This window comes from Pseudomonas psychrophila (genome assembly GCF_001043005.1).
GTDB lineage: Bacteria > Pseudomonadota > Gammaproteobacteria > Pseudomonadales > Pseudomonadaceae > Aquipseudomonas > Aquipseudomonas psychrophila.
This window is the reverse complement of sequence record NZ_JYKZ01000001.1, coordinates 748028-770196: the sequence shown is the minus strand read 5'-3', so window position 1 is coordinate 770196 and position 22169 is coordinate 748028. Positions and strand designations below refer to the sequence as shown.

Genomic DNA, 22169 nt, shown 5'->3' with positions numbered 1-22169 from the left:
AGGCCCGCCCTGACGAGCGGTGTATGATGACCGGTCATTTTCACGCAGGAACTGGTCAGCTGAATGCCATCAACCAATGGCAGCCCCGACCGGATCCTGTTCTTCACGCAGCACACCAGGAGATATCCAATGAGCGTACTCGTAGGCAAACAAGCCCCTGACTTCACCGTCGCAGCCGTACTTGGCAATGGCGAAATCGTTGACAGCTTCACGCTGTCCTCCGCCATCAAAGGCAAATATGGCCTGGTGTTCTTCTACCCGCTGGACTTCACTTTCGTTTGCCCGTCCGAGCTGATTGCACTGGACCACCGCATCCCTGACTTCCAGGCGCGTAACGTTGAAGTGGTTGCCGTGTCGATCGACTCCCATTTCACCCACAACGCATGGCGCAACACCCCAGTGAACAATGGCGGTATCGGCCAGGTGAAATACACCATGGCTGCCGACATCAATCATGCAATCTGCAAAGCTTACGACGTTGAAACCGAAGGCGGCGTAGCGCTGCGCGGCGCGTTCCTGATCGACGACAAAGGCGTTGTTCGCTCCCAGATCGTTAACGACCTGCCACTGGGCCGTAACATGGAGGAGCTGCTTCGTCTGGTAGACGCTCTGCAATTCCACGAAGAGCACGGCGAAGTTTGCCCTGCCAACTGGAAAAAAGGCGACAAAGGCATGACAGCATCGACTGCTGGTGTCGCTGCGTACCTGACCGAGAATGCTGACCAGCTGTAAGCGTCAGATTCAGGCATAAAAAAACCGGACCCAGTGTCCGGTTTTTTTATGCTGCGATGAAAGCCTGAACGACAGGATCAGTCGTTGAAGTCTTTCCAGCCGCCCATTTGTTTCCAGCGGTTGACGATGCCACAGAACAGCTCAGCGGTTTTCTCGGTGTCATAACGAGCCGAGTGTGCTTCACGCCCATCAAAATCGATGTCGGCGGTCTGACAGGCTTTGGCCAGTACCGTCTGGCCATAAGCCAGACCTGCCAGGGTCGCTGTGTCAAAGCTTGAGAAGGGGTGAAACGGATTGCGTTTCATGTCCAGGCGCGCTACTGCGGCGTTGAGGAAGCCCAAATCAAAGCTGCTGTTATGTCCCACCAGGATGGCACGCTTGCAGCCGTTGGCTTTCAGGGCCTTTCGCACACCACGGAAGATGTCGGTCAGGGCCGTTTCTTCACTGACCGCCATGCGCAGTGGGTGATCGAGCTTGATGCCTGTGAACTCCAGCGCTGCAGCTTCGATGTTGGCGCCTTCAAACGGTTCCACACGGTGGAAATAGGTGTGCTCCGGGAACACAAAGCCTCTTTCATCCATGCCGATCGTGACTGCTGCGATTTCCAGCAAGGCATCAGTAGCGCTATTAAAGCCACCGGTTTCAACATCGATTACGACCGGCAGATAGCCGCGAAAACGCTCGGCCATCGGGTGGCGCGATCCGCCGCCATGGCCGCCTTCGTGTTCGTCATCATAATGGTCGTCACTCACAGCTGTTCCTCCAGCAGGCGCCAGCGCAGTGTTTCACCGGCGCGCAGCGGAATTACGGTCAACTCGCCGAAAGGCAGGCTGGTTGGGGCGGTCCACTCCTGGCGAACCAGGGTGATGTGTTCGGTGCTGGCAGGCAGACCGTAGAAGCGAGGGCCGTTCAGGCTGGCAAAGGCTTCCAGCTTGTCCAGCGCATTACGCTGCTCGAAGGCTTCGGCGTACATCTCGATGGCTGCATACGCGGTATAGCAACCGGCACAACCGCAGGCAGCTTCTTTGGCGTGCTGGGCATGGGGAGCAGAGTCAGTGCCCAGGAAGAACTTCTCGCTGCCACTGGTGGCCGCATCCAGCAGGGCTTCCTGATGGGTGTTGCGCTTGAGGATCGGCAGGCAATAGAAGTGCGGGCGAATACCGCCAACCAGCATGTGATTGCGGTTGTACAGCAGGTGATGCGCCGTAATTGTCGCGCCGACGTTGGCCGAAGCCTCGTTGACGAACTGCACCGCCTCAGCTGTGGTGATGTGCTCAAACACGACTTTTAGCGTCGGGAAGCGATCTACAACGCGGCGCATATGCTCGTCGATGAAGATTTTTTCGCGGTCAAAGACGTCCACGCCAGCGCGGGTGACTTCACCGTGAATCAGTAAAGGCATGCCAACTTCAGCCATGACTTCAAGGACCGGGAAGATCGCATCGATACTGGTGACACCAGAGTCGGAGTTGGTCGTTGCCCCAGCCGGATACAGCTTGGCTGCATGGACGAATCCGCTGGCCTTGGCCGTACGAATGTCTTCTGGCTGGGTTCGGTCAGTGAGGTACAGCACCATCAGCGGCTCGAAACGGCTTCCGGCCGGGCGAGCAGCCAAAATGCGCTGGCGATAGGCATCGGCTTCGGCGGCATTACGCACCGGAGGTACCAGGTTGGGCATGATGATGGCGCGGCCAAAAGTGCGCGCAACATCCGCGACAGTGTGAGGCAACACAGCACCATCGCGAAGATGTATATGCCAGTCGTCGGGACGCAGCAGGGTCAGGCGGTCAGACATTGGGAATTCCAGGCGGGTCAAACTGATGTGAATGCTACCGGAAAAGACACTCACAGGCACTCGCTATCAAGTTTTGTGATTGCTGACCGATATCTCATGGGTATGCCGTAAATCTGTGGCCTGTTTTTTTGCAGTACAAGCCTGTGGAGCCTCCCGTGCGCCAGTGTTATCTCATCCTGCTCTGCATGTTTGCCAGCCTGCCTGCCATGGCTCTGACTTTTCAGACTCGGCTGGAGAATATCGAGTGGAAAGTAGAAGGTGACAAGTTCGAGTGCCGGCTGATCCAGCCCATTACTGATTTCGGCTCCGGGGCCTTTGTACGTCGGGCAGGAGAGCAGGCAGTCTTTCGTCTCAATGCCTACAACTCAATGCTGGGCGAAGGCTCTGCAACACTGCTTGCCGCCGCTGCGCCATGGCAGCCGGGCAGGGGGGACATTGATCTGGGGTCAGTGCGCATTGGTCGTGGCCAGGTGCTTTTCAACAGTTCTCAAGCCCAGGCCGGACGCCTGTTTCGCGGTCTGCTGGAAGGGCGCAGCCCGCTGGTCAGGCACTTTTCCCGTGAGGGTAATGTCTCTGAAGTGCGTTTGCTACCGGTCAGGTTTCGTCAGGCATACGGTGACTACGAGGCTTGCACCGCAAAGTTGTTACCGAAAAACTTTGATCAGGTCAGACAAAGCCGCATTGGTTTTCCTGGTGGCGGTACCGAACTGGACGCGACCGCACGGGTCAACTTGCACGTCATGGTGGAGTACTTGAAGGCGGATCCAACCGTCAATCACGTCATCCTGGACGGCTACTCCGATAACATGGGTAACAGATTGACCAATCGTGAGTTATCACGGCGCCGGGCATTAGCCGTCATGGATTACTTCAAGGAAAGCGGACTTCAGGAGTCGCAGATCACGGTACGTTTTCATGGTGAGCAATACCCGTTGGTGCCGAACACGAACCACGCTAATCGTGCGAAAAATCGTCGGGTTAGTGTCCGTTTGGAGCGGTATCCGGAGTCAGAAAAAGCTGCTCCTTCAGTTGGAGTCTCCAATCCCGCTGCAATTTCTTGAAGTGCCCCTCTCGTCGCCCCTTTGACATAATCTGTCGCTTTGTCGTCTTAAGCTGTCGCGCCTCTGTAAATTAATAGATATGGGCGGTAGACTGTTCGGCTTTTCGAACAACCCGTGGAGTGATGGCATGGCGGACGTAAACAAGGTCGTTCTGGCTTATTCGGGCGGCCTGGACACTTCGGTGATCCTGAAGTGGCTGCAGGATACTTATAACTGTGAAGTCGTAACCTTCACCGCTGACCTGGGTCAGGGCGAAGAAGTCGAACCGGCACGTGCCAAGGCGCAAGCCATGGGCGTTAAGGAAATCTACATTGATGACCTGCGTGAAGAGTTTGTTCGAGACTTCGTTTTCCCGATGTTCCGCGCCAACACTGTTTACGAAGGCGAGTACCTGCTGGGTACTTCCATTGCTCGTCCGCTGATCGCCAAGCGCCTGATTGAAATTGCCAACGAAACAGGCGCAGACGCCATTTCCCACGGTGCAACGGGTAAAGGTAACGATCAGGTTCGTTTCGAACTGGGGGCCTATGCCCTGAAGCCAGGAGTGAAAGTGATTGCTCCTTGGCGTGAGTGGGACTTGCTCTCCCGTGAAAAGCTGATGGATTACGCTGAAAAGCACAATATTCCGATCGAGCGTCATGGCAAGAAGAAGTCTCCGTACTCGATGGATGCCAACTTGCTGCACATCTCTTACGAGGGCGGTGTGCTGGAAGATACCTGGACCGAGCACGAAGAAGACATGTGGCGTTGGACCAAGTCGCCAGAAGATGCGCCTAACACGCCGACCTTTCTGGAACTGACTTACCGCAATGGCGATATCGTTGCCCTGGACGGCGTCGAAATGACCCCGGCCACCGTGTTGGCAACCCTTAACCGTATCGGCGGCGAGAACGGCATCGGTCGTCTCGATATCGTTGAGAACCGTTATGTAGGGATGAAGTCCCGTGGCTGCTACGAAACACCGGGCGGCACCATCATGCTGCGGGCTCACCGTGCCATTGAGTCGATCACTCTGGACCGTGAAGTCGCTCACCTGAAAGACGAGTTGATGCCCAAGTACGCCAGCCTGATCTACACCGGCTACTGGTGGAGCCCTGAGCGTTTGATGCTGCAACAAATGATTGATGCATCTCAGGCTCACGTGAACGGTGTGGTTCGCCTGAAACTGTACAAAGGCAACGTGATCGTTACCGGTCGCAAGTCTGACGATTCATTGTTTGATGCCAACATTGCCACTTTTGAAGAAGATGGCGGTGCTTACAACCAGGAAGACGCTGCAGGGTTTATCAAGTTGAATGCATTGCGCATGCGCATTGCTGCAAACAAAGGCCGTAAGTTGTTCTGATGCGTGCCCTATAAAAAAGCCCCGGCCATTTGGTCGGGGCTTTTTTTTGTCTCTGGGCTGCAGGTCACGTGTCATCAGGGAGAAACGAATATGTCGAGCTTGCGTGTGTCGATGGTGTAGGTGATCAAGGTTGTATGATCGGTGGGTGTAGCGTTGTGAGTACTGAAGATGGTGTGCATTAATTCGCCTGGCGTGATGCCAGGCGGCGTGTTTTTCAGTAATAAAAATACGTCATTCTTGTGGGTGTTACTTTTGCACTTGCGTGGGGATTTGCAGTAGCGGTGGCGTCTGTCTTTCGGGATGTTTTTAAATGAGCGTAGGGACAGCGAATGATTCAGATCAATAAGGTGGAAATTTTTTAACTTTGTACCTTCAAAAAGTACAAGTTTGTCGGTAGAGAACAGGGTGGGTGCGTTATTCGGTCCTGAGGGTTTTGCGGAGGCGGAATCGTATGTTCTGTGGCCTTGAGGCAAAAAAGTAAAATAGTGAGGCGTGAACGAACTGAACTTTATGCCCAGTTGATAAGCTGGCTTGGAAAGTAGTGTGTCTGTGCTGAAGTCAGTGTAGGTGCGAGGGGTATAAGCAGCTGTTGTTAAAGGCAAGGCGGCCTTGGATAAGTTTGCTGGGGTGTAGAGTGTTTTGTTGTTGAAGTTAAGTGTCAGGAAGAATAGCGTCACCAAAAGTACAGGGAATATTATTAAAAACCAAACGTACTCTTTCTGGTGTTCACTGTCGATGTAAGGCAGTGATACCGCCGCGGAAGCTTCTGTCAGCATTGAGAAAACTGCAATGATAGTAAGTGGGTTATTGATTTTTAGATGGTTTTTTATCATGGGGTAACCTTTTTACGGGTGGTTCGGCAATGGCCGGGCGCACCGTGTTGGGGGTGTCAGCACTCTGGGAGTTGGTGCGTTTTCATTTTATGGACGGGTTACTATGAATTTAGACGTGGGATATTGAAGCTGCAAACTCAATACGGGTTTTGAGGTGGCACCTTGAATGGGGATCTTTCGGTTTTTTTGCAGGTTTCGATTGTTCGTAGGAATACTGCCGCTATCTATGTTGAATTTCATAGGGGCTAATAACTAATTGATGTAATGGTGCGTAAGTTTTTGTCTTTAGTTTGGGTAAGTTATGGTGCGCAAGCATGGAATGCTATTTGTTGGCGGGTTTCTATCAGTTTTTCTGTACTCTGATTTGATGGTAAACAGGCCGGGTTGGGAATTCTTTTGATATGGATTTATTTTTGGGGGTTTTCTGAATGATCTGTAGTCCTATTCTGTAAGTACAAATTTCTAATTTTTTTCATTAAAAAAATAGTAGATTCCACTGGATGTGTATAAGTCGGTGAGTCTGCAGTGTCTTGTGGTTTTCTAATGTGTATGTGCGTTTTTTGAGTAGAAGGAAGGGTGCGTAAGATACTGTAGCGGAATCGTTTGTAAATTTTAAGTTTGCTTTGGGGTGTGTGCTGTAGTGGAGTGCCGATTCTGGTTCGGCATGAGGTGTGTTGCATGTAGGGAGTTGTTCTGATGGCAAGCGGGGATATATCTTAAATAAGAGGATGGTCGTTCTAGATGATGTATTTGTATGTTGGTGTGCTGAGGTGGTAAGTAAGAATTCTTTGATGTTGGCAGGCTATTTCTGTAGGTCAAATCTTCAATATTTGTAGGAAATGTCTTTGGTTGTGGATGCGTGAGGGGGCGCTATGCCCAGTTTGTTATGACTAGGCTATGGTGCTGGTTCTAAAAATTCGAACAGCGATAAATTGGAATTGCCCATGAATAAAGTGCTGATCGTGGATGATCATCCTGTCATTCGTCTTGCTGTGCGTATGCTCATGGAACGACATGGCTATGAAGTCATCGCAGAGACGGATAATGGTGTGGATGCTTTGCAACTTGCGCGTGAACATGCGCCTGATATTGTGATTCTGGATATAGGAATACCGAAACTTGATGGGCTGGAAGTTATTGCGCGGCTGTCCACTCCGGCGGTGCTAATTAAGGTGCTGGTGCTGACCTCGCAAGCTCCTGGCCATTTTTCAATGCGTTGCATGCAGGCAGGAGCCGCAGGTTATGTTTGTAAACAGCAGGATTTAACCGAGTTGTTAAGTGCAATCAAGGCTGTGCTGTCGGGTTACAGCTATTTCCCTAATCAGGCGCTGCACTCAGTGCGTTCAAGTCTGGGGAATGCGAGTGAAGCTGATATGGTCAATCGCCTTTCAGGGCGAGAAATGATGGTGCTGCAGCAGTTGGCGCGGGGAAGAAGCAATAAGGAGATAGCCGATGGCATGTTCCTTAGCAACAAAACGGTGAGTACCTACAAAACCCGCCTGCTCTTGAAACTCAATGCTCGGTCGCTCGTAGACCTGATCGAGCTGGCCCAACGTAATGGCTTGGTGTGAGGAGGAGGAAATAGGGACGTGACTCAAAAGCCCCTCCAGGAAAAGCCTCCGCTAAAGGAGGCTTTTAAGATTGGGTGACGGAAATTAAAGATCGTATCCATAATCTTCGAGCTCTTTTCTGAGCCTTTTTTCTTCCAGGAGCGCGTCAATGGTACGGCGTTTGGCCAAATTGGTTTTAGCTACCTCAACAACAGGCTCCACCACATCGTCTGGATCGACGACTGCAAAATCTTCTTCTACTTCCAGTTCTTCTTTGCCAGTGCTCATTCAGTTCACTCCAGGCCAAGACAGTCAATGGCGCCCCTTATAGCGATAATCGCCGCTCGGGTAAAAAAGATTTTCTCAATCGATCAGTCCATAAAATCTCTATTACTCAATCATCAGAGGTTTTTTGCTTGAATTCGCACAGGTCTTCAATGCGACAGCTTCCACACCGCGGCTTGCGCGCCTGGCACACATAACGTCCATGCAGGATGAGCCAATGGTGGGCGTCCAGCAGATACGGCTTGGGCACGTGCTTCATTAAATTCTTTTCGACCTCGACCACGTTTTTGCCTGGTGCAATTCCGGTTCGATTACTGACCCTGAAAATATGGGTGTCTACGGCCATGGTCAGTTGTCTGAAGGCGGTGTTGAGCACAACATTTGCAGTTTTTCGACCTACTCCGGGTAGCGCCTCAAGCTCTTCTCGCGTCTGCGGAACCTGGCTGCCATGGCGCTCAATCAATAGACGACAGGTTTCAATCACGTTTTTGGCCTTGCTGTTATACAGGCCAATGGTCTTGATGTACTGCGACAGACCTTCTACTCCGAGAGCGTAGATGGCTTCTGGTGTGTTGGCGACCGGAAACAATTTGGCCATCGCCTTGTTCACGCTCACATCAGTGGCCTGAGCGGACAGGATCACGGCAATCAACAGTTCGAAAGCAGATGAATAGGCCAGTTCGGTTTTTGGCTCAGGATTGTCTTCGTGAAACCGGCGGAATATTTCAAGGCGCTTTGCGGCGTTCATGGGTAATACACTTCCTGGATGGCTGTCCGTTAAGTGAAGAGGCGCTTGTTTGGGATGCGAGAATTTGTCAGGCCTGGGTTGGGTCTAGCGCGTTGAGTGTTACCTCTGCCTGAGTGACAGCATCGGTCAAAAGGTTCAACTGCGTGTCGGATTGCTCCTGGGTTATGGCCTTTTTAAGCTCTGCGCGACGCATGGCCAGCTGGATTTTTGCGCGTTTGAGTTCTGCGGTGTTCGCAGTAGGTGCAGAAACAGAAACCTCGCTGGCAGGCTCCAGTTGAGCCAGTGCGTGTTCGGCTGATTCAAACTGCTGTTGCAGGGCCAGAAGTTGGGATTGCTGCTGCGCCGTTGGAGGATGGCCGAATGCCCTGAGTGATTTGTTCAGTTGAGCGCGCGCCATGGCGAGTGTGACTTTGGCTTTTTTAAGCGCTGCGTCATTAAGGCTGGACAGTTCTGCTCCCAGGCTAACCGGTCGAGCGCCACTGTCAGCTATTGCAGGCGCGCGTTGGGCGCGCGCGGAGCGTTCTGCCTGCCTGTGTTCCTCTTCAAGGCGCAGGCGCTCGTCACGTATTTCATAGCGTCTGCGTGCATGATCACGCTTTTGGTTGCGGGCGATGTACTGCTCCGCATCGTGAGCGAGACCGCCGACAATGGGGGTTCCATTTACGGGCAGGGGGCGCATTTCTATGCAATCGACCGGGCAGGGTGCAACACAAAGGTCGCAGCCGGTGCATTCGTCGACAATGACGGTGTGCATGAGCTTGGCTGCGCCGAGAATGGCATCAACTGGGCAGGCCTGAATGCATTTGGTACAGCCAATGCATTCGGCTTCCCGAATAAAGGCCACTTGTGGCGGCGCAGTACCACGCTTTAGGTCCAGCTCCAGGACTGGAATGCTGAGCAGGTCGGCAAGTGCGGCAATGGTTTCGGTTCCCCCGGGAGGGCACTTATTGATCGCCTCGCCTTGTGCGATGCCTTTCGCATAGGGTTTGCAGCCTGGGTGGCCGCACTTTCCGCATTGAGTTTGCGGTAATAAAGCATCAATACGTTGAATCAGGCTCATGGTGTGAAGTCCAGCTACAGCGGGTCGCATCTGGGCGACACTCAACATGCGCAGAGATAAATAAGGGCGTGGGTCAAGCGTGCGCGCATGATCGGTCGGCCCAAGGGAATGCGGCTGATTATCCGACATGACGGGGAGTGCGGCTACTGATGAACAGCGTCTGGCGGCTTGCTGGCCGCCAGACGTTGCAAAGGGGCGGTGTTACTTGATGCGTTGACCTGGCTTGGCGCCGCTATCCGGGCTCAACAGGTAAATTTCTTCACCGCCAGGGCCAGCAGCCATCACCATGCCTTCGGACATGCCGAAGCGCATTTTGCGTGGTTTCAGGTTGGCAATCATCATGGTCAGGCGACCTTCGAGCTCAGCCGGATTCGGGTAGGCACTTTTGATCCCCGAGAACACGTTGCGTTGCTCGTCACCAATATCCAGTGTCAAGCGCAGCAGCTTGTCGGCACCTTCAACGGCTTCTGCCTTGAGGATCAGCGCAACGCGCAAGTCCACTGCGGCGAAGGTATCGAATTCGATTTCTGCTGCCAGCGGTTCCTTGACCAGTTCACCGTTGCCCTGTGGGGCAGCGGTGCCGGTGTCGGTCTGGCTTGCGATCAAGTCTTCTTTCGAGGCGTCTGTCATGGCTTGAACCTTGACCGGGTCGATACGGGTCATCAGTGGCTTGAATGCGTTTAGCTGATGATTGGCCAGCAACACGTTGTGATCGCTCCAGATCAAGGGCTCGACATTGAGGAACGCCTCAGCATCGGCTGCAAGCACGGGCAGTACCGGCTTGAGGAAGATGACCAGTTGACGGAACAGATTGATGCCCAGTGCGCAGACGGCCTGTACTTCATCCTGCTTGCCTTCAACCTTGGCCATAGCCCAAGGTGCCTTGTCGGCGATCCAGGCGTTGGCGCGGTCTGCAAGACCCATGATTTCACGCATTGCGCGCGCAAAGTCACGGGCTTCATAAGCCTCAGCAATGCTTGGGGCTGCAGCCAGGAAGGCTTCTGTCAGCTCGGGGGCTGCGTTGCCCTCGACCATGACTCCCGCGTTGCCCTTGTGGATGAAGCCTGCACAGCGGCTGGCAATGTTGACAACTTTGCCGACCAGGTCCGAGTTGACCTTCTGTACGAAGTCTTCCAGGTTCAGGTCCAGGTCATCGACGCCGCGGCCCAGTTTGGAGGCGTAGTAGTAGCGCAGGTATTCCGGTGCCAGATGGTCCAGATAGGTGCGGGCCTTGATAAAGGTGCCGCGCGACTTGGACATTTTCTGGCCGTTGACGGTCAGGTAGCCGTGAACATTGATGGCGGTAGGTTTTCGATAACCTGCGCCTTCGAGCATTGCTGGCCAGAACAGGGCGTGGAAGTTGACGATGTCCTTGCCGATAAAGTGATACAGCTCGGCGGTGGAGTCCTTTGCCCAGTACGCATCGAAGTCCAGTTCCGGACGGCGTGCGCAGAGGTTCTTGAAGCTGGCCATGTAGCCGATTGGGGCATCCAGCCATACATAGAAGTATTTGCCGGGTGCGTCCGGGATCTCGAAGCCGAAGTACGGCGCATCGCGGGAGATGTCCCACTGTTGCAGGCCGGCATCCAGCCACTCGGCGATCTTGTTGGCCACGGCATCTTGCAATGCACCACTACGGGTCCAGCTTTTGAGCATGGCGTCGAAGTCGGGCAGCTTGAAGAAAAAGTGTTCGGAGTCCTTCAGTACCGGAGTGGCGCCAGAGATTGCCGATTTCGGGTTTTTCAGGTCAGTGGGGGCGTAGGTTGCGCCGCACTTTTCACAGTTGTCGCCGTACTGATCATCCGTGCCGCATTTAGGGCAGGTGCCCTTGATGAAGCGATCGGCCAGGAACATTTTCTTTTCCGGGTCGAAGTACTGGGTGATCGAGCGGGTAGCGATATGCCCGGCTTCGCGTAACTTGAGGTAGATCGCACTCGACAGCTCACGGTTTTCTTCGGCGTGGGTCGAATGGAAGTTGTCGAAGTCGACGAGGAATTCGGCAAAGTCGGCGCTGTGTTCAGCCTGGACGTTGGCGATCAGTTGCTCGGGTGTGATGCCTTCTTTCTCGGCGCGCAACATGATGGCCGAGCCGTGGGCGTCGTCTGCGCAGACATAAGTGCATTGATTGCCGCGAAGTTTCTGGAAGCGCACCCACATATCGGTCTGGATGTACTCAAGCATATGGCCAAGGTGAATTGAACCATTGGCATAGGGCAGGGCGCTGGTGACGAGGATCTTGCGTGGCTCGGACATGGGGCTCGGCTACTTGATGAGACGGTGGTCGGCCACTATAAAGCGCCGAGCAATATATTTCACCCCGTGACGGTGTATCTGATCGTTTACGCTGATTTTGACTGTTTCGAAAGCCTGCTTGCGCAGGTCTATTACAGGTACGATAGCGACCTGTTTTACTCAGTCTTTACGGGAGTTGCTCATGAGCGCAGTCAATCGCGCAGCGGTGGAGGCCGTCCTTCGCCAATACACCGACCCTTATTTGAATCAGGACCCGGTCAGTGCCGGATGCGTTCGCAATATCGAGATTCAGGGCGAACGCGTCAGTGTTCAGCTTGAGTTGGGTTATGCCGCGGGCCTGTTCAAGAGCGGTTGGGCGCAAGTGTTGCAAACGGCTATCGAGAACATGGATGGCGTGAGCTCGGCCAAGGTCGAGATCAGTTGTGTGATTGCGTCGCATAAGGCGCAGGCACAAATACCGGGCCTGGCCAATGTGAAAAACATTGTGGCCGTTGCTTCTGGAAAGGGTGGGGTTGGTAAATCCACTACCGCAGCCAACCTGGCGTTGGCGCTGGCTCGTGAAGGTGCGCGGGTCGGGATTCTGGATGCGGACATTTACGGCCCGAGCCAGGGCGTGATGTTCGGCATTGCGGAAGGGACGCGGCCAAAGATTCGCGATCAGAAATGGTTTGTACCCATTGAGGCTCACGGTGTTGAAGTCATGTCGATGGCGTTTCTTACCGACGACAACACTCCAATGGTCTGGCGCGGCCCGATGGTGTCGGGAGCCCTGTTGCAGTTGGTAACGCAGACCGCTTGGAATGACCTGGATTACCTGGTCATCGATATGCCGCCGGGTACCGGGGATATCCAGCTGACCCTGGCGCAAAAAGTCCCTGTGACCGGTTCTGTGATAGTGACAACCCCGCAAGATCTGGCTTTGCTGGACGCGCGCAAGGGTGTCGAGATGTTCCGCAAGGTGAACATTCCGGTGCTGGGCGTGGTGGAAAACATGGCGGTACACATTTGCTCGAACTGTGGTCACGCTGAGCATTTGTTCGGTGAGGGTGGTGGCGAGAAGCTGGCGACGCAATACGGTGTTGAAGTGTTGGCTTCATTACCGCTGTCGATGGAAATCCGCGAGCAGGCCGATAACGGCAAGCCAACCGCGGTTGCTGATCCCAATAGCCCGATTGCATTGATCTACCAGGAACTGGCACGTCAGGTGGGTGCGCGTATTGTCTTGCACGAAGCGGCTTCGCAGGCCATGCCGACCATTACTACCAGCGACGATTGATTCTTGAGAGTCAATTTAAGCAAGGCCTCGTAGCAGCTGACGAGCTCTGCGAGGCTGCGTCCGGCTGCGAAGCAGTCGTAAACCCGGTGTGCGCAATCTCGCAGAAACATCGAAGCTGAATGGTTCTGCGAGCGCTTCGCACTCGGACGTAGCCTCGTACTGCTCGTCAACTGCTACAAATGTTCAGGCATAAAAAAACCCCGCTTTTAAGGGCGGGGTTTTTTACTGGATCAGCACAAGTTAGATAACTTGAACTTCCTCAGCTTGCATGCCTTTCTGACCGCGGGTAGCGATGAAAGAAACCTGTTGGCCTTCTTTCAGGCTTTTGAAGCCGTCGGATTGGATTGCTTTGAAGTGAACAAACAGGTCGTCACCGGATTGTGGAGTGATGAAGCCGAAGCCTTTTTCATCGTTGAACCACTTAACGGTACCAGTTTGGCGATTAGACATGGTGTAACTCCTTGAACAAAGATAACTGCGACGCAGGAAAAGCCCTGGCCGAGACTGAGTGCAAAGAGCAGGAAAAATTCTTGGAGATGGTTGGATCGAAATTCAACATATCGTGTAGAGATTCTCAGTGACACAAGCAGCACAGTGGCGCCACCTTAACGCTTTTTTCCGAACGTGCAAAGGGTCTTTGCGAAGGTTTCTCTAAAAACGTGACTGACGGTTGCCCTCACAGCCTGTATTCACGGCATCTACAGCTATTTTCGATATTTTTGCCCCAGACTTTTGAACCGGGCCCTAGGGGGCGGTAAGATGCCCGACAGAATTTTCTACCTCGCTATTCAGGACACCCGCCATGAGCATCAAACCAGACAAGTGGATTCGCCGCATGGCGCAAGAGCACGGCATGATCGAACCTTTCGTCGAGCGTCAGGTGCGTGAAGAAGGCGAGAACCGTCTGATTTCGTACGGTGTATCGAGCTACGGCTACGACGTTCGTTGCGCAAACGAGTTCAAGGTGTTCACCAACATCAACTCGGCGACCGTTGATCCGAAGAACTTCGACGCGGGCAGCTTTGTTGATGTCACCAGCGACGTTTGCATCATTCCGCCCAACTCCTTCGCTCTGGCGCGCACTGTTGAATACTTTCGTATCCCGCGAAATGTGCTGACCATCTGCCTGGGTAAAAGCACCTACGCGCGATGCGGCATCATCGTTAACGTGACGCCGCTCGAGCCTGAGTGGGAAGGCCATGTAACGCTGGAGTTCTCTAACACCACCACATTGCCTGCCAAGATCTACGCCAACGAAGGCGTGGCACAAATGCTGTTCTTCGAATCCGACGAAGAGTGCGAAGTGTCGTACAAGGACCGTGGCGGCAACTATCAGGGGCAGCGCGGCGTGACTTTGCCACGTACCTGACGAACAGAGGGAATTCTTGAGCGATAAAGCACTCTATTGAGTGTATTTCCGGTTACGCATCCAGCGAGCCGGATCATCGCTCAGGAGTGCCTCATGAAGATTGATCCGACTATCCGCGCCCAACTGGCAAGCCTTGAGCCCAATCAGGTCGGGGTGCTGGCGTGGTCTCTGCTTGCCTTTCCCCAGTTACATGCAGGTGGCATCCCCGGCCAGCCTGACCCTGACTCCCCGCAACCGATCGAGCCCGAGCCGGGCGTGCCTACGTTGCCCGACGAGCCTCCGCCTGCCCCGATTGCCTGAATATTGAGCTGCCTTAAGCCGATCGGCTCAAGGTGAAAGCAAATAGCCGCTGCGATAAGCATCGCGGCCTGCCACGTGGGCAATGACCATGCCCGCCGTGGCCATTCGCCGAAGAGACCGTGCGTAGAGCAAACCCGGGTGGGTGCAGTAGACCGGTGTAAGCCGGTCGCTGATCGGATCAATGATTTCGGCAATCAACTGTCCAGCGCTCAGGCAGTCGCCAGGTTTGGCAATGAATACCAGCAAGCCGCCCACAGGCGTCGTTACGGGCTCCACACCGCCCAAGGGTGTCGCGGGGTAGAGGAGGGGTGGTAAAGGTCCAGGCTCGCCTCCTATCGCGCCAAAATCAATCATGTAATCAATCAGCGCCTGGCAGTCGTGCTCGGCATGCTGGTGGCTGACGTCACCCAGGCCACGCAACTCAAGGGTGACGGAAATGCTGCCCTGAGGGATGGGGAAGCAATGTTCGAAACGCTTTTGTAACTGCCACCACAGCAGGGTGAAGCACTCATCGAACGACAACCCGCCGGAGTCTGTTGCCAGCAAGCTGGCTTGAGCGCCGAGATAACGCGCCAGCGGTTCCACCTGCAGCCAGGCCTCAGGTGTGGTGTACAGATGGGGGACTGCCTCGTAGTCACAGTGCAGATCCAGCACTACATCAGCATCGCAGGCCAGCGTTTGCAGAATCAGGCGTTGCGAGTGCAACTGCGTTGATGGCACTTGCGCTGCCAGCACTTTGCGCACGTGACGACGAATCAGTTGCAGGTTAAATGCGGGATCGTTGCTCAACTGACCTTCAAGCTCGTCACCGATTTGCTCACTGAGATCGAGGAAGTTTCGGTTGAAGTTTTGCCCGCTTTGCAACTCGTAACGACCCAGCGGGATATCCATCAGTACCTGGTCCAGACCGGCCGGATTGGCCACCGGTACCAGCACGATCTCACTGCGCAATCGTCCTGCTGCTTCCAGTTCGGCCAAGCGCTGCTTCAGGTGCCAGGCAACCAGCATGCCCGGCAATTCATCTGCATGCAGTGAGGCCTGAATATAGATCTTGCCCCGGGGCTGGGAGGGGCCGTAATGAAAACTGTGGATATGCCGTTCTGTCCCTGGAACTGGCGCCAGCAATGAGTGAATTTGATGTCGCTGCATGGTGACGTCCTTGTAAGCCGGGTTGAGAAGGCCCGCAGTAGCGTTGTGCCCAATCAGAACAATGCAAGCACATTAACGGTGGCATACACATTTTATTTGCGAAGGTGCCATCAGCCACCAGCCCTCTCCAGATGTGTGCGGGAGAGGGCTGTTGACGACTTTTTCAGTACGGGCCAGTTATTTGCCCGGAACCAGGGTAAGGCGGGTTTTACCGTAGGTTTTGTCGAAGTTTTGCGGTTGCATGGGGAAGCCGATGTACTGGCCCTTGAGCCACGGGTCTATGCCGTCCGTGTAGTGCGCACTGTCCGGGTTGCTGGATTGGCCCGTGCTGTTTTGCCCCATCATCGGTTCAGCTTGCCCGAAATCGACGATCATGCGCATTGCAGGGATCAGCGTCACGTCGAAGTTTGATCCGGCGACGTTGTAAGCCGCAGTGTTGAGCGTGGTGTGATCGCCCCCGGCCATGATCGGACCGCGTACCGTCTGGCCGTTGGCATTGCGCCACAGATATTGATGCAGCTTGCCCCACTGCCAGGCCTTGTGGTCGTTGCCCATCAGGCGGTCACCGGTGCTGATGGCGCCCGCCAGACTCCGGGCCAGAATGGCTGGTTTGTCTTCTTTTTGCGGGGTACGAATATCGTCCCAGAAGGGGCTGTCCTCACGGCCCAGCAAGTGGTCTGCCACCGCCGAGTAAGACAGGTTGCTGTTACCAATAAATGCCTTCCAGCCAGCACTGCCCTCCGGGCCCAACTCATCAAGGAAGAGCTGTCGGGTGCTTTCCTGCAAAAACAGCTCATACAGCGCCGCATCGGACGAGGTCGGGCTGAGTTTTGCGTCAAAAGCCATCAGTCGGGCGAGGGCTTCACGGGCCTTGGCTTGATCCCCCACGGGCAACCCTGCGATCGCCTGCTTGAGTGGCTGCGCCATGCCGGGGGCGACCAGCATGGTTTTCAGTTTGGCCGCGAACAGCGTGGTTTGGTCGTACTGCATCGCGATCATACTGCGAGCATCCTGCTTGCCGCTGCCTGCCAGTTGCGCAAGGCGCTCACTGCGCTCAGGTGAGAGCCACGAATTGGACAGTTGCATGCCGTAGCCATAGGCGGCTGTTCGCTGGTTCGCCGTCCCCAGCCAGCCCTGAGCCGGGTCCTGGTCGTAGGGGTGCAGCATCGGGTCGGCGTAGCCCTCCCAGTCGTAACGGCTATCCCAGCCCGGTGACGGAAAGAGGCCCAGGCCCTCCCTGCGGTTGGGGTAGAGGCCGGTCACTTGCCAGCCAATATGACTGGCATCGGCATACAGCAAATTCAGCGCCACAGCGCGGATCTCGCGGCTGGCATCCGACGCTTTTTCGCTGTTTTGGGCGCGGGACAGGTCGAAAAACGCGTCCAGGGTCTTGTCACCCTTCAGGTCCGGGGTTTGCAGGGCAAGGCCAAGGCTGCTGTTCAGCGCCGTGGGGGTGCCTACGGCGCTGTTTAACAGCGGCCCGTGTCGTGTTTCGTAAATGACCTCACGCACCGGGCGTTGACCTTTGACGAAAAACGTTTCGTTGCGCACGGTCGCCGGCAGCCATTTGCCGTCGGCCAGGTAGTACAGGCTGTTACCTTGGCGTTTGAGCTTCTCCAGGAACACGTCCTGGTTATCGCCCATTGCCGTGCTCATGCCCCATGCCACTTTGCCATTGAACCCGGCAAACAGCGTCGGCAAGCCCGCGATGGTTGCACCTGCAGCCTGATATTTAGGTGCACGGATCTGCACGTAGCTCCACGCCGAAGGGACGCCGATGGGCTGGTGAATATCGTTGGCCAGCAGGCTTTTGCCGCTGCGACTGCGCTGTGGGCCAATCGCCCAGTCACTCGAGGCCGTAACCCCGGGCAGGCTCAGTTGCGTGACCTGCTCCAAAGCCTGGGTCAAGCCGCTCAAGCCTTGCAACTGGCTACCAAGGGCAAGGCCTTTGAGCTTGTCTGCTTCGCTGGTGGGCAGGGCTTCGTTGGGGTAGGTTGGCGTCAGCCAAGGGAGCTTGTCCGTGCCGACTTTTTGCGCCAGTACCAGGGAGTTGAGTTCTTCTTGCAGATTGACCGACATCCCGAAGTTCAGCAGGCTGAAAATCAGCGCCGAGTCCTCAGGCTTCCAGTATTCGACTTTATAGCTGGCTTGCGCCAGATCGGCCGGGAGCTTGTCGCGATAGCGGAACAAATAGGCGTTGACCCCGCGGGCATATACCTCGAAGAACTTCTTAAGGCGCGGAGAGGCGCTTTTATAGAGTTCGTCAGCATTCTTTTTCAGATTAACGGTGCGCATCAATCGGTCGGTTTCCAGCGCATCTGAGCCGTTCAGTTCGGCCAGGCGACCTTGTGCCAGCAAGCGCAAGCGCACCATCTGACTGATACGGTCACCGGCGTGCACATAACCCAGGGTGAACAGGGCGTCATGAAAGCTGCTGCTTTCGATCAGCGGCATGCCCTGACTATTGCGACGCACCGATACATTCTGCGCAAGCCCCTTGAGGGGGTGCATGCCAGAGGTTGGCACCAGGCTTTCAGTGGTCTGATTGTTTATCTGGCAACCGGTCAAGCCCAGCAGGCTGACCACTGCCGCGGCAACGCCGAACCGGGGAAGAAAGTGAGTAAGGGCTGGCGAGGCCATGGCGAAGCTCCTGCGGGGGGTATGTCATCGAAAGGCGCTACGTTAGTGAGGCCGATGACACCGCGCAAGCGCTATCTTGGGGTGTTGTGGCGCCTCGCACTGCGCAACAACTGCAGGCGCCGGGGAAGGCTGCGATCAGGTCCGAAGGCCCTTTAGATTCATGGCGCCGCTGCGCGGCCCGTTGCAGCCTGCGGCAGCGGCTCCACAAAGTCTGATTGGGCTACTTCTGCGGGTTGATCTTATCCACCAGCGCGTAAGCCCGCTCAGTGGCCGGGCGGGCCTTGACGCGCTGGAACCACACCTTCAGGGCCGGGAAATCGTCAAGGTTCTGGCCTTGCCATTCATGAGGCACGATCCACGGGTAAATCGCCATGTCGGCAATGCTGTATTCGGCCCCGGCCACAAAGTCCCGGCCTTCCAGTTGTTTATTCAATACACGGTACAGACGGGCCGTTTCATCGGTGTAACGCTTTATCGCATAGGGGATTTTTTCAGGTGCGAAGCGATTGAAGTGATGATTTTGCCCGGCCATGGGGCCCAGACCGCCCATTTGCCAGAACAGCCATTGCAGGGCCATCTGCCGACCGCGCAGATCTTTGGGCAGGAATTGCCCGGTTTTTTCCGCGAGGTACAACAAAATGGCGCCGGACTCGAATAGCGAAAGCGGTTCGCCACCGTCTGCCGGGGTCTGATCGACAATGGCCGGGATGCGATTGTTCGGGGCTATCTTCAGGAAGTCCGGAGCAAACTGTTCGTTTTTGCCGATGTTGATCGGATGAACCTTGTAGGGCAGGCCAGCTTCTTCAAGAAACAACGAGACTTTGTGGCCGTTGGGAGTGGTCCAGTAATAAAGATCGATCATGAAGGGCTCCAGAAGGGAATATTCACGCAGCAACAGACGGCCATCGGTGGTAGTCGTTGGCTGTGGACTGTCAGTTTTACTCTCTAAGCCTCGTAGGATGAAAGCGTGTGGTGGCTTCTTGAGTTGATTTTTCATAAAGCAAAAACACAAACGCCGCACATGCCCAAGGCAGGTGCGGCGTTTGCAGAGCGTCCCGAGGGATCAGGCGCCGTGGCACTTCTTGAATTTTTTGCTGCTGCCGCACGGGCAAGGGTCGTTGCGGCCAACGTCTTTCAGTTCGTTGCGCACAGGCTCTTGAGGGGCATGGCCGCAATGCGGGCCATGGACATGACCATTGTCATGATCATGGGTGTGGCCATGATCATGATCGTGGTTGCAGTCGGGGCCATGAACGTGGGGTTGCTGGGTCATTGCTCAATCACTCTGGAATAAAATCACCGGGGATTATCTCGCCTTTACGCGTCACGTGCACGTCGTAACCGTAGAACAGGCCGGTTTCGAGTGTGCCCTCAAACCGGTAGGGGATGGGCTGATCGGGTGTTTCGAGCAATTTGACCAGTGGCCGCACTTGTGGCCAGAGGTTGGTGCGAACAGGGATCACGAAATCTGCCTGGCTGTTGGGCTCCACGCTGAACCAGTGTTCACGTTCACCTTCAGTGAGCTTTATGGTGCCCAGATAGACGGTATAGCTCAGGCCCCGCACGGTGAGTGTGGATTCATTCGGGTTATCGACGATGAAGTGCAGCTTGAAGCGTTGCTCCAGCAATTTGGCCTGAACCAGTTCAACCCTTACAAGACGTATGTCCGGGTCCTTGTCTCCCGAATCAAACCAGGAGACGCACCCCGACAGCATCAGGACCATCGCCAGGGCCGTTGCTTTTATTATTTGAGCCCGAGCATCCATTCCTTACCCCTCAGAGCGCCGCATCAGCTCAGCCTATTGACTGAAAAAGCCGGCACAGCATTTTTTGAATTTAAGGCCGCTGGTGCATGGGCATGCATCGTTGCGCCCAACCTTTAGCGGTACCGTGGGGTCGATGAAATACCAACGGCCTGAGCTTTGCACAAATGACGAGCGCTCGCGGTGGCTGTGTTCACCGTTGGCGTCATGCCAGCGTGCAGTAAAGGTCACAAATGCGTGCTCTGGCTGACCGCCGAACACCTCGCTGCCTTCAATCGTCAGGCCCAGCCAGGTACTTTGCGCGCTCCAGTCGGCAATGGACAGGCGGTCGAGCCCGGCCTGCTGTACGGGCAAGGTGGTCGCCACCAGATAATCGATCAGTCCCAGCACATAGGCGCTGTAGCGCGAGCGCATCAAGGTTTCGGCGCTTGGGGCCGGGTGCCCTTCGTGATAGTGCCCGCAGCAGGCGTCCAGAAGATTGCTGCTGCCACAGGGGCAAATGGATGTACTCATCGGATTACCACCAATACTTGCCAAAATTTTCCGGGTTCGCCCAAAACCTGGCATTGAGCCAGTCGGGTACTTGTTTGTACTCGCGCAAATCGTAAGTGAATAGGGTCAATACCTGTTCGTCACGCTGAAAACGCTCATTACTTTGTAGTGCAAGCGCGAAAAAGTCGGTTTCTTTCCAGTCGCAGGCCGCCAGGTCCGCCAGCACCGCAATACGGCTGGCATTGAGGTTGCGAATCCCGCCCAGCAGCTCCAGGCCCGTGCGTTTGGGCAGGTGCTCCAGGCAATCGATCACCAGGGCGAGGTCAAAACGTTGCGCGGCAAGCTCCTGCGCCAATGGGCCAGGAGCCGCGTGAGCGACCAGCGCCTCGGGGTGCGCAGCCTGGAAAGCGGCCAGCGCCGGGAAGCTGCTGGCACCGACCACCAGCAAGCGTTGTGGCGCATAACGATCAAGCAGTGCTGCCAGCGCTTGCTGGGGCGTGCGTGTTGAAATACCGAGCGTCATCAAAAGTCCTCACTTAGAGCGTCCAAGACTAGCCTGCGCAAGCCTCGCGGCCTAGTGGGCAGTGTCGCGTGCTATCACCTTGCTGGCGCATACCCCAACCGAGGTCTTTACTTTCCGATGCATCGGCCAGACGCCGACCCTCAGGAGTGATCCCCTTATGAGCATCATCAGAACAGCATTACCTCTGGTTGTTCTTACAAGTGTTTTAACGGGCTGTGCCGGATTGCAGAAAACGGATTGGCCTACCTGTGCCGCAGTCGGCGGTGTGGGCGGGGCGGCGTTGGGCGCGATAAAAAGTTCGGCCTGGGCTGGGGGTGGCGCCGTGTTCGGTGCGGGCATGGCTGCCGCGTATTGCTGGGTCCATGGCGATGGCGATGGCGATGGCGATGCGGATGGCGATGGTGTGCTCGATAGCCTCGACAAATGCCCCGACACACCCATGGGCGTGAAAGTCGATGCAGTGGGTTGTCCAATAGTGGCCGTCGTTGTGGTGCAAGAAGTGGTCGTGGTTCAGGAAGAAGCCATTGTGGTGCGTGATGTGAATTTCGAATTCAACTCCGCCAAATTGACTGCGTCTGACAAGGACAAGCTCAATGTCATTGCCGCGCGCCTGAAAAAAGACGCGGCCAATGCGCAGCTCAAGGTCACCGGTTACACCGACAGCGTGGGCAACGAAGCCTATAACCTGAAACTGTCCAAACAGCGTGCGCAGTCAGTGGTCGAGTACCTGATCGAAAGCGGCGTTCCGCGCAGTCAGTTCGTTTCTGTGGCAGGTGCCGGTGAATCGAACCCGGTCGCCAGTAATCAGACCCCTGAGGGTCGGGCCCAAAATAGACGTACCGAAATTCTAATCGTCCGCTGAGCAGGCGCCGGGCATTGAGGTTCGCCGCAGATTTGATCCCGGGGTCAAATCTGCGGCGAAACTTTTTGTAAAGGTCTCTGGCGCCGTGCTCCTGCAAGCCGTTAATGTGCGTCCAAAGAAAAAACTGAAGGCG

23 protein-coding genes are annotated in these 22169 nt (G+C 55.3%); 8 read left to right on the top strand and 15 right to left on the bottom strand.

Features of this window, described 5'->3' with window-relative positions; translation table 11 throughout:
• The first annotated feature begins 129 nt into the window (after window positions 1-129).
• Window positions 130-732, top strand: coding sequence for a peroxiredoxin (locus TU76_RS03610; protein WP_019823544.1), 603 nt, complete (start codon window positions 130-132; stop codon window positions 730-732).
• 77 nt (window positions 733-809) lie between these two features.
• Here TU76_RS03610 and rnt read toward each other — a convergent pair whose 3' ends face one another.
• Entirely contained in the window at window positions 810-1484 is a 675-nt protein-coding gene (gene rnt, locus TU76_RS03605) for a ribonuclease T (RefSeq protein WP_019823542.1), read from the bottom strand.
• The gene (gene pyrC, locus TU76_RS03600) at window positions 1481-2527 is read right to left on the bottom strand and encodes a dihydroorotase (RefSeq protein ID WP_019823540.1); all 1047 of its coding nucleotides are present in this window, start codon (window positions 2525-2527) and stop codon (window positions 1481-1483) included. The genes rnt and pyrC overlap by 4 nt, the downstream gene beginning before the upstream one ends.
• Before the next feature lie 155 nt (window positions 2528-2682).
• On the opposite strand from pyrC, the gene TU76_RS03595 reads away from it, so the two are divergent.
• Window positions 2683-3588 carry a flagellar protein MotY gene (locus TU76_RS03595; RefSeq protein ID WP_019823539.1) on the top strand — a complete coding sequence of 302 codons (906 nt, stop codon included), beginning with the start codon at window positions 2683-2685 and terminating at the stop codon, window positions 3586-3588.
• Between the two features lie 127 nt (window positions 3589-3715).
• Window positions 3716-4933 carry an argininosuccinate synthase gene (locus tag TU76_RS03590; RefSeq protein WP_019823538.1) on the top strand — a complete coding sequence of 406 codons (1218 nt, stop codon included), beginning with the start codon at window positions 3716-3718 and terminating at the stop codon, window positions 4931-4933.
• Between the two features lie 74 nt (window positions 4934-5007).
• Here the strand turns inward: TU76_RS03590 and TU76_RS24440 are convergent, their stop codons facing one another.
• Window positions 5008-5766, bottom strand: coding sequence for a hypothetical protein (locus TU76_RS24440; RefSeq protein WP_053070207.1), 759 nt, complete (start codon window positions 5764-5766; stop codon window positions 5008-5010).
• Window positions 5767-6710: 944 nt separating this feature from the next.
• On the opposite strand from TU76_RS24440, the gene TU76_RS03580 reads away from it, so the two are divergent.
• Window positions 6711-7337 (top strand): response regulator transcription factor, encoded by a 627-nt coding sequence (locus TU76_RS03580; RefSeq protein ID WP_019823536.1) that lies wholly within the window; start codon window positions 6711-6713, stop codon window positions 7335-7337.
• 84 nt (window positions 7338-7421) lie between these two features.
• Here TU76_RS03580 and TU76_RS03575 read toward each other — a convergent pair whose 3' ends face one another.
• The 4 genes from TU76_RS03575 to metG form a co-directional block, all read right to left on the bottom strand.
• On the bottom strand, window positions 7422-7604 hold the full coding sequence (locus TU76_RS03575) for a PA3496 family putative envelope integrity protein (RefSeq protein WP_019823535.1): 183 nt from the start codon (window positions 7602-7604) through the stop codon (window positions 7422-7424).
• 106 nt (window positions 7605-7710) lie between these two features.
• Window positions 7711-8349 (bottom strand): endonuclease III, encoded by a 639-nt coding sequence (nth, locus tag TU76_RS03570; protein ID WP_019823533.1) that lies wholly within the window; start codon window positions 8347-8349, stop codon window positions 7711-7713.
• A gap of 67 nt (window positions 8350-8416) precedes the next feature.
• A complete protein-coding gene (gene rsxB, locus TU76_RS03565; RefSeq protein ID WP_048351092.1) occupies window positions 8417-9409 on the bottom strand; it encodes an electron transport complex subunit RsxB in 993 nt (330 codons plus the stop codon).
• Between the two features lie 201 nt (window positions 9410-9610).
• Window positions 9611-11662, bottom strand: a complete 2052-nt coding sequence (metG, locus tag TU76_RS03560) for a methionine--tRNA ligase (protein WP_019823529.1) — start codon at window positions 11660-11662, stop codon at window positions 9611-9613.
• Window positions 11663-11843: 181 nt separating this feature from the next.
• On the opposite strand from metG, the gene apbC reads away from it, so the two are divergent.
• The gene (apbC, locus tag TU76_RS03555) at window positions 11844-12938 is read left to right on the top strand and encodes an iron-sulfur cluster carrier protein ApbC (protein ID WP_046809586.1); all 1095 of its coding nucleotides are present in this window, start codon (window positions 11844-11846) and stop codon (window positions 12936-12938) included.
• A 240-nt stretch (window positions 12939-13178) separates the two neighbouring features.
• On the opposite strand, the gene TU76_RS03550 is transcribed toward apbC, so the two are convergent.
• The gene (locus TU76_RS03550; protein WP_002554837.1) at window positions 13179-13388 is read right to left on the bottom strand and encodes a cold-shock protein; all 210 of its coding nucleotides are present in this window, start codon (window positions 13386-13388) and stop codon (window positions 13179-13181) included.
• A 352-nt stretch (window positions 13389-13740) separates the two neighbouring features.
• On the opposite strand from TU76_RS03550, the gene dcd reads away from it, so the two are divergent.
• Together dcd and TU76_RS03540 are read left to right on the top strand one after the other, a co-directional pair.
• Window positions 13741-14307 carry a dCTP deaminase gene (gene dcd, locus TU76_RS03545; RefSeq protein WP_048351091.1) on the top strand — a complete coding sequence of 189 codons (567 nt, stop codon included), beginning with the start codon at window positions 13741-13743 and terminating at the stop codon, window positions 14305-14307.
• Window positions 14308-14400: 93 nt separating this feature from the next.
• A complete protein-coding gene (locus tag TU76_RS03540; RefSeq protein ID WP_019823521.1) occupies window positions 14401-14607 on the top strand; it encodes a hypothetical protein in 207 nt (68 codons plus the stop codon).
• 27 nt (window positions 14608-14634) lie between these two features.
• Here the strand turns inward: TU76_RS03540 and TU76_RS03535 are convergent, their stop codons facing one another.
• The 7 genes from TU76_RS03535 to TU76_RS03505 all read right to left on the bottom strand — a co-directional run bounded on the left by TU76_RS03535 (window position 14635) and on the right by TU76_RS03505 (window position 21174).
• On the bottom strand, window positions 14635-15756 hold the full coding sequence (locus TU76_RS03535) for a succinylglutamate desuccinylase/aspartoacylase family protein (protein WP_048351090.1): 1122 nt from the start codon (window positions 15754-15756) through the stop codon (window positions 14635-14637).
• 177 nt (window positions 15757-15933) lie between these two features.
• Window positions 15934-18396 (bottom strand): penicillin acylase family protein, encoded by a 2463-nt coding sequence (locus TU76_RS03530; RefSeq protein ID WP_048351089.1) that lies wholly within the window; start codon window positions 18394-18396, stop codon window positions 15934-15936.
• Window positions 18397-18616: 220 nt separating this feature from the next.
• A complete protein-coding gene (locus TU76_RS03525) occupies window positions 18617-19258 on the bottom strand; it encodes a glutathione S-transferase N-terminal domain-containing protein (protein ID WP_019823516.1) in 642 nt (213 codons plus the stop codon).
• 201 nt (window positions 19259-19459) lie between these two features.
• The gene (locus TU76_RS24560) at window positions 19460-19669 is read right to left on the bottom strand and encodes an SEC-C metal-binding domain-containing protein (RefSeq protein ID WP_019823514.1); all 210 of its coding nucleotides are present in this window, start codon (window positions 19667-19669) and stop codon (window positions 19460-19462) included.
• Between the two features lie 7 nt (window positions 19670-19676).
• Entirely contained in the window at window positions 19677-20162 is a 486-nt protein-coding gene (locus TU76_RS03515; RefSeq protein WP_037031919.1) for an LEA/WHy family protein, read from the bottom strand.
• A 33-nt stretch (window positions 20163-20195) separates the two neighbouring features.
• Complete coding sequence (locus tag TU76_RS03510) at window positions 20196-20672, bottom strand: YchJ family protein (protein WP_048351088.1); 477 nt, start codon at window positions 20670-20672, stop codon at window positions 20196-20198.
• 4 nt (window positions 20673-20676) lie between these two features.
• Window positions 20677-21174: a DUF6231 family protein gene (locus tag TU76_RS03505; RefSeq protein ID WP_019823508.1), complete on the bottom strand. Its 498-nt coding sequence runs from the start codon at window positions 21172-21174 to the stop codon at window positions 20677-20679.
• A gap of 157 nt (window positions 21175-21331) precedes the next feature.
• Here TU76_RS03505 and TU76_RS03500 point away from each other — a divergent pair, with 157 nt between their 5' ends.
• On the top strand, window positions 21332-22036 hold the full coding sequence (locus TU76_RS03500; protein WP_048351087.1) for a PA1041 family peptidoglycan-binding anchor lipoprotein: 705 nt from the start codon (window positions 21332-21334) through the stop codon (window positions 22034-22036).
• Window positions 22037-22169: the final 133 nt, after the last annotated feature.

Excerpts from the sequence above, each read along its gene's own strand:
- TU76_RS03580 (WP_019823536.1), top strand. The coding sequence starts at position 6,711 with ATGAATAAAGTGCTGATCGTGGATGATCATCCTGTCATTCGTCTTGCT.
- pyrC (WP_019823540.1), bottom strand. The coding sequence starts at position 2,527 with ATGTCTGACCGCCTGACCCTGCTGCGTCCCGACGACTGGCATATACAT.
- TU76_RS03510 (WP_048351088.1), bottom strand. The coding sequence starts at position 20,672 with ATGAGTACATCCATTTGCCCCTGTGGCAGCAGCAATCTTCTGGACGCC.
- TU76_RS03525 (WP_019823516.1), bottom strand. The coding sequence starts at position 19,258 with ATGATCGATCTTTATTACTGGACCACTCCCAACGGCCACAAAGTCTCG.
- TU76_RS24560 (WP_019823514.1), bottom strand. The coding sequence starts at position 19,669 with ATGACCCAGCAACCCCACGTTCATGGCCCCGACTGCAACCACGATCAT.
- nth (WP_019823533.1), bottom strand. The coding sequence starts at position 8,349 with ATGAACGCCGCAAAGCGCCTTGAAATATTCCGCCGGTTTCACGAAGAC.
- TU76_RS03540 (WP_019823521.1), top strand. The coding sequence starts at position 14,401 with ATGAAGATTGATCCGACTATCCGCGCCCAACTGGCAAGCCTTGAGCCC.
- TU76_RS03505 (WP_019823508.1), bottom strand. The coding sequence starts at position 21,174 with ATGACGCTCGGTATTTCAACACGCACGCCCCAGCAAGCGCTGGCAGCA.
- TU76_RS03575 (WP_019823535.1), bottom strand. The coding sequence starts at position 7,604 with ATGAGCACTGGCAAAGAAGAACTGGAAGTAGAAGAAGATTTTGCAGTC.
- TU76_RS03500 (WP_048351087.1), top strand. The coding sequence starts at position 21,332 with ATGAGCATCATCAGAACAGCATTACCTCTGGTTGTTCTTACAAGTGTT.
- rsxB (WP_048351092.1), bottom strand. The coding sequence starts at position 9,409 with ATGAGCCTGATTCAACGTATTGATGCTTTATTACCGCAAACTCAATGC.
- TU76_RS03535 (WP_048351090.1), bottom strand. The coding sequence starts at position 15,756 with ATGCAGCGACATCAAATTCACTCATTGCTGGCGCCAGTTCCAGGGACA.
- TU76_RS03590 (WP_019823538.1), top strand. The coding sequence starts at position 3,716 with ATGGCGGACGTAAACAAGGTCGTTCTGGCTTATTCGGGCGGCCTGGAC.
- dcd (WP_048351091.1), top strand. The coding sequence starts at position 13,741 with ATGAGCATCAAACCAGACAAGTGGATTCGCCGCATGGCGCAAGAGCAC.
- TU76_RS03550 (WP_002554837.1), bottom strand. The coding sequence starts at position 13,388 with ATGTCTAATCGCCAAACTGGTACCGTTAAGTGGTTCAACGATGAAAAA.
- TU76_RS03530 (WP_048351089.1), bottom strand. The coding sequence starts at position 18,396 with ATGGCCTCGCCAGCCCTTACTCACTTTCTTCCCCGGTTCGGCGTTGCC.
- apbC (WP_046809586.1), top strand. The coding sequence starts at position 11,844 with ATGAGCGCAGTCAATCGCGCAGCGGTGGAGGCCGTCCTTCGCCAATAC.
- TU76_RS03515 (WP_037031919.1), bottom strand. The coding sequence starts at position 20,162 with ATGGATGCTCGGGCTCAAATAATAAAAGCAACGGCCCTGGCGATGGTC.
- metG (WP_019823529.1), bottom strand. The coding sequence starts at position 11,662 with ATGTCCGAGCCACGCAAGATCCTCGTCACCAGCGCCCTGCCCTATGCC.
- TU76_RS24440 (WP_053070207.1), bottom strand. The coding sequence starts at position 5,766 with ATGATAAAAAACCATCTAAAAATCAATAACCCACTTACTATCATTGCA.
- TU76_RS03610 (WP_019823544.1), top strand. The coding sequence starts at position 130 with ATGAGCGTACTCGTAGGCAAACAAGCCCCTGACTTCACCGTCGCAGCC.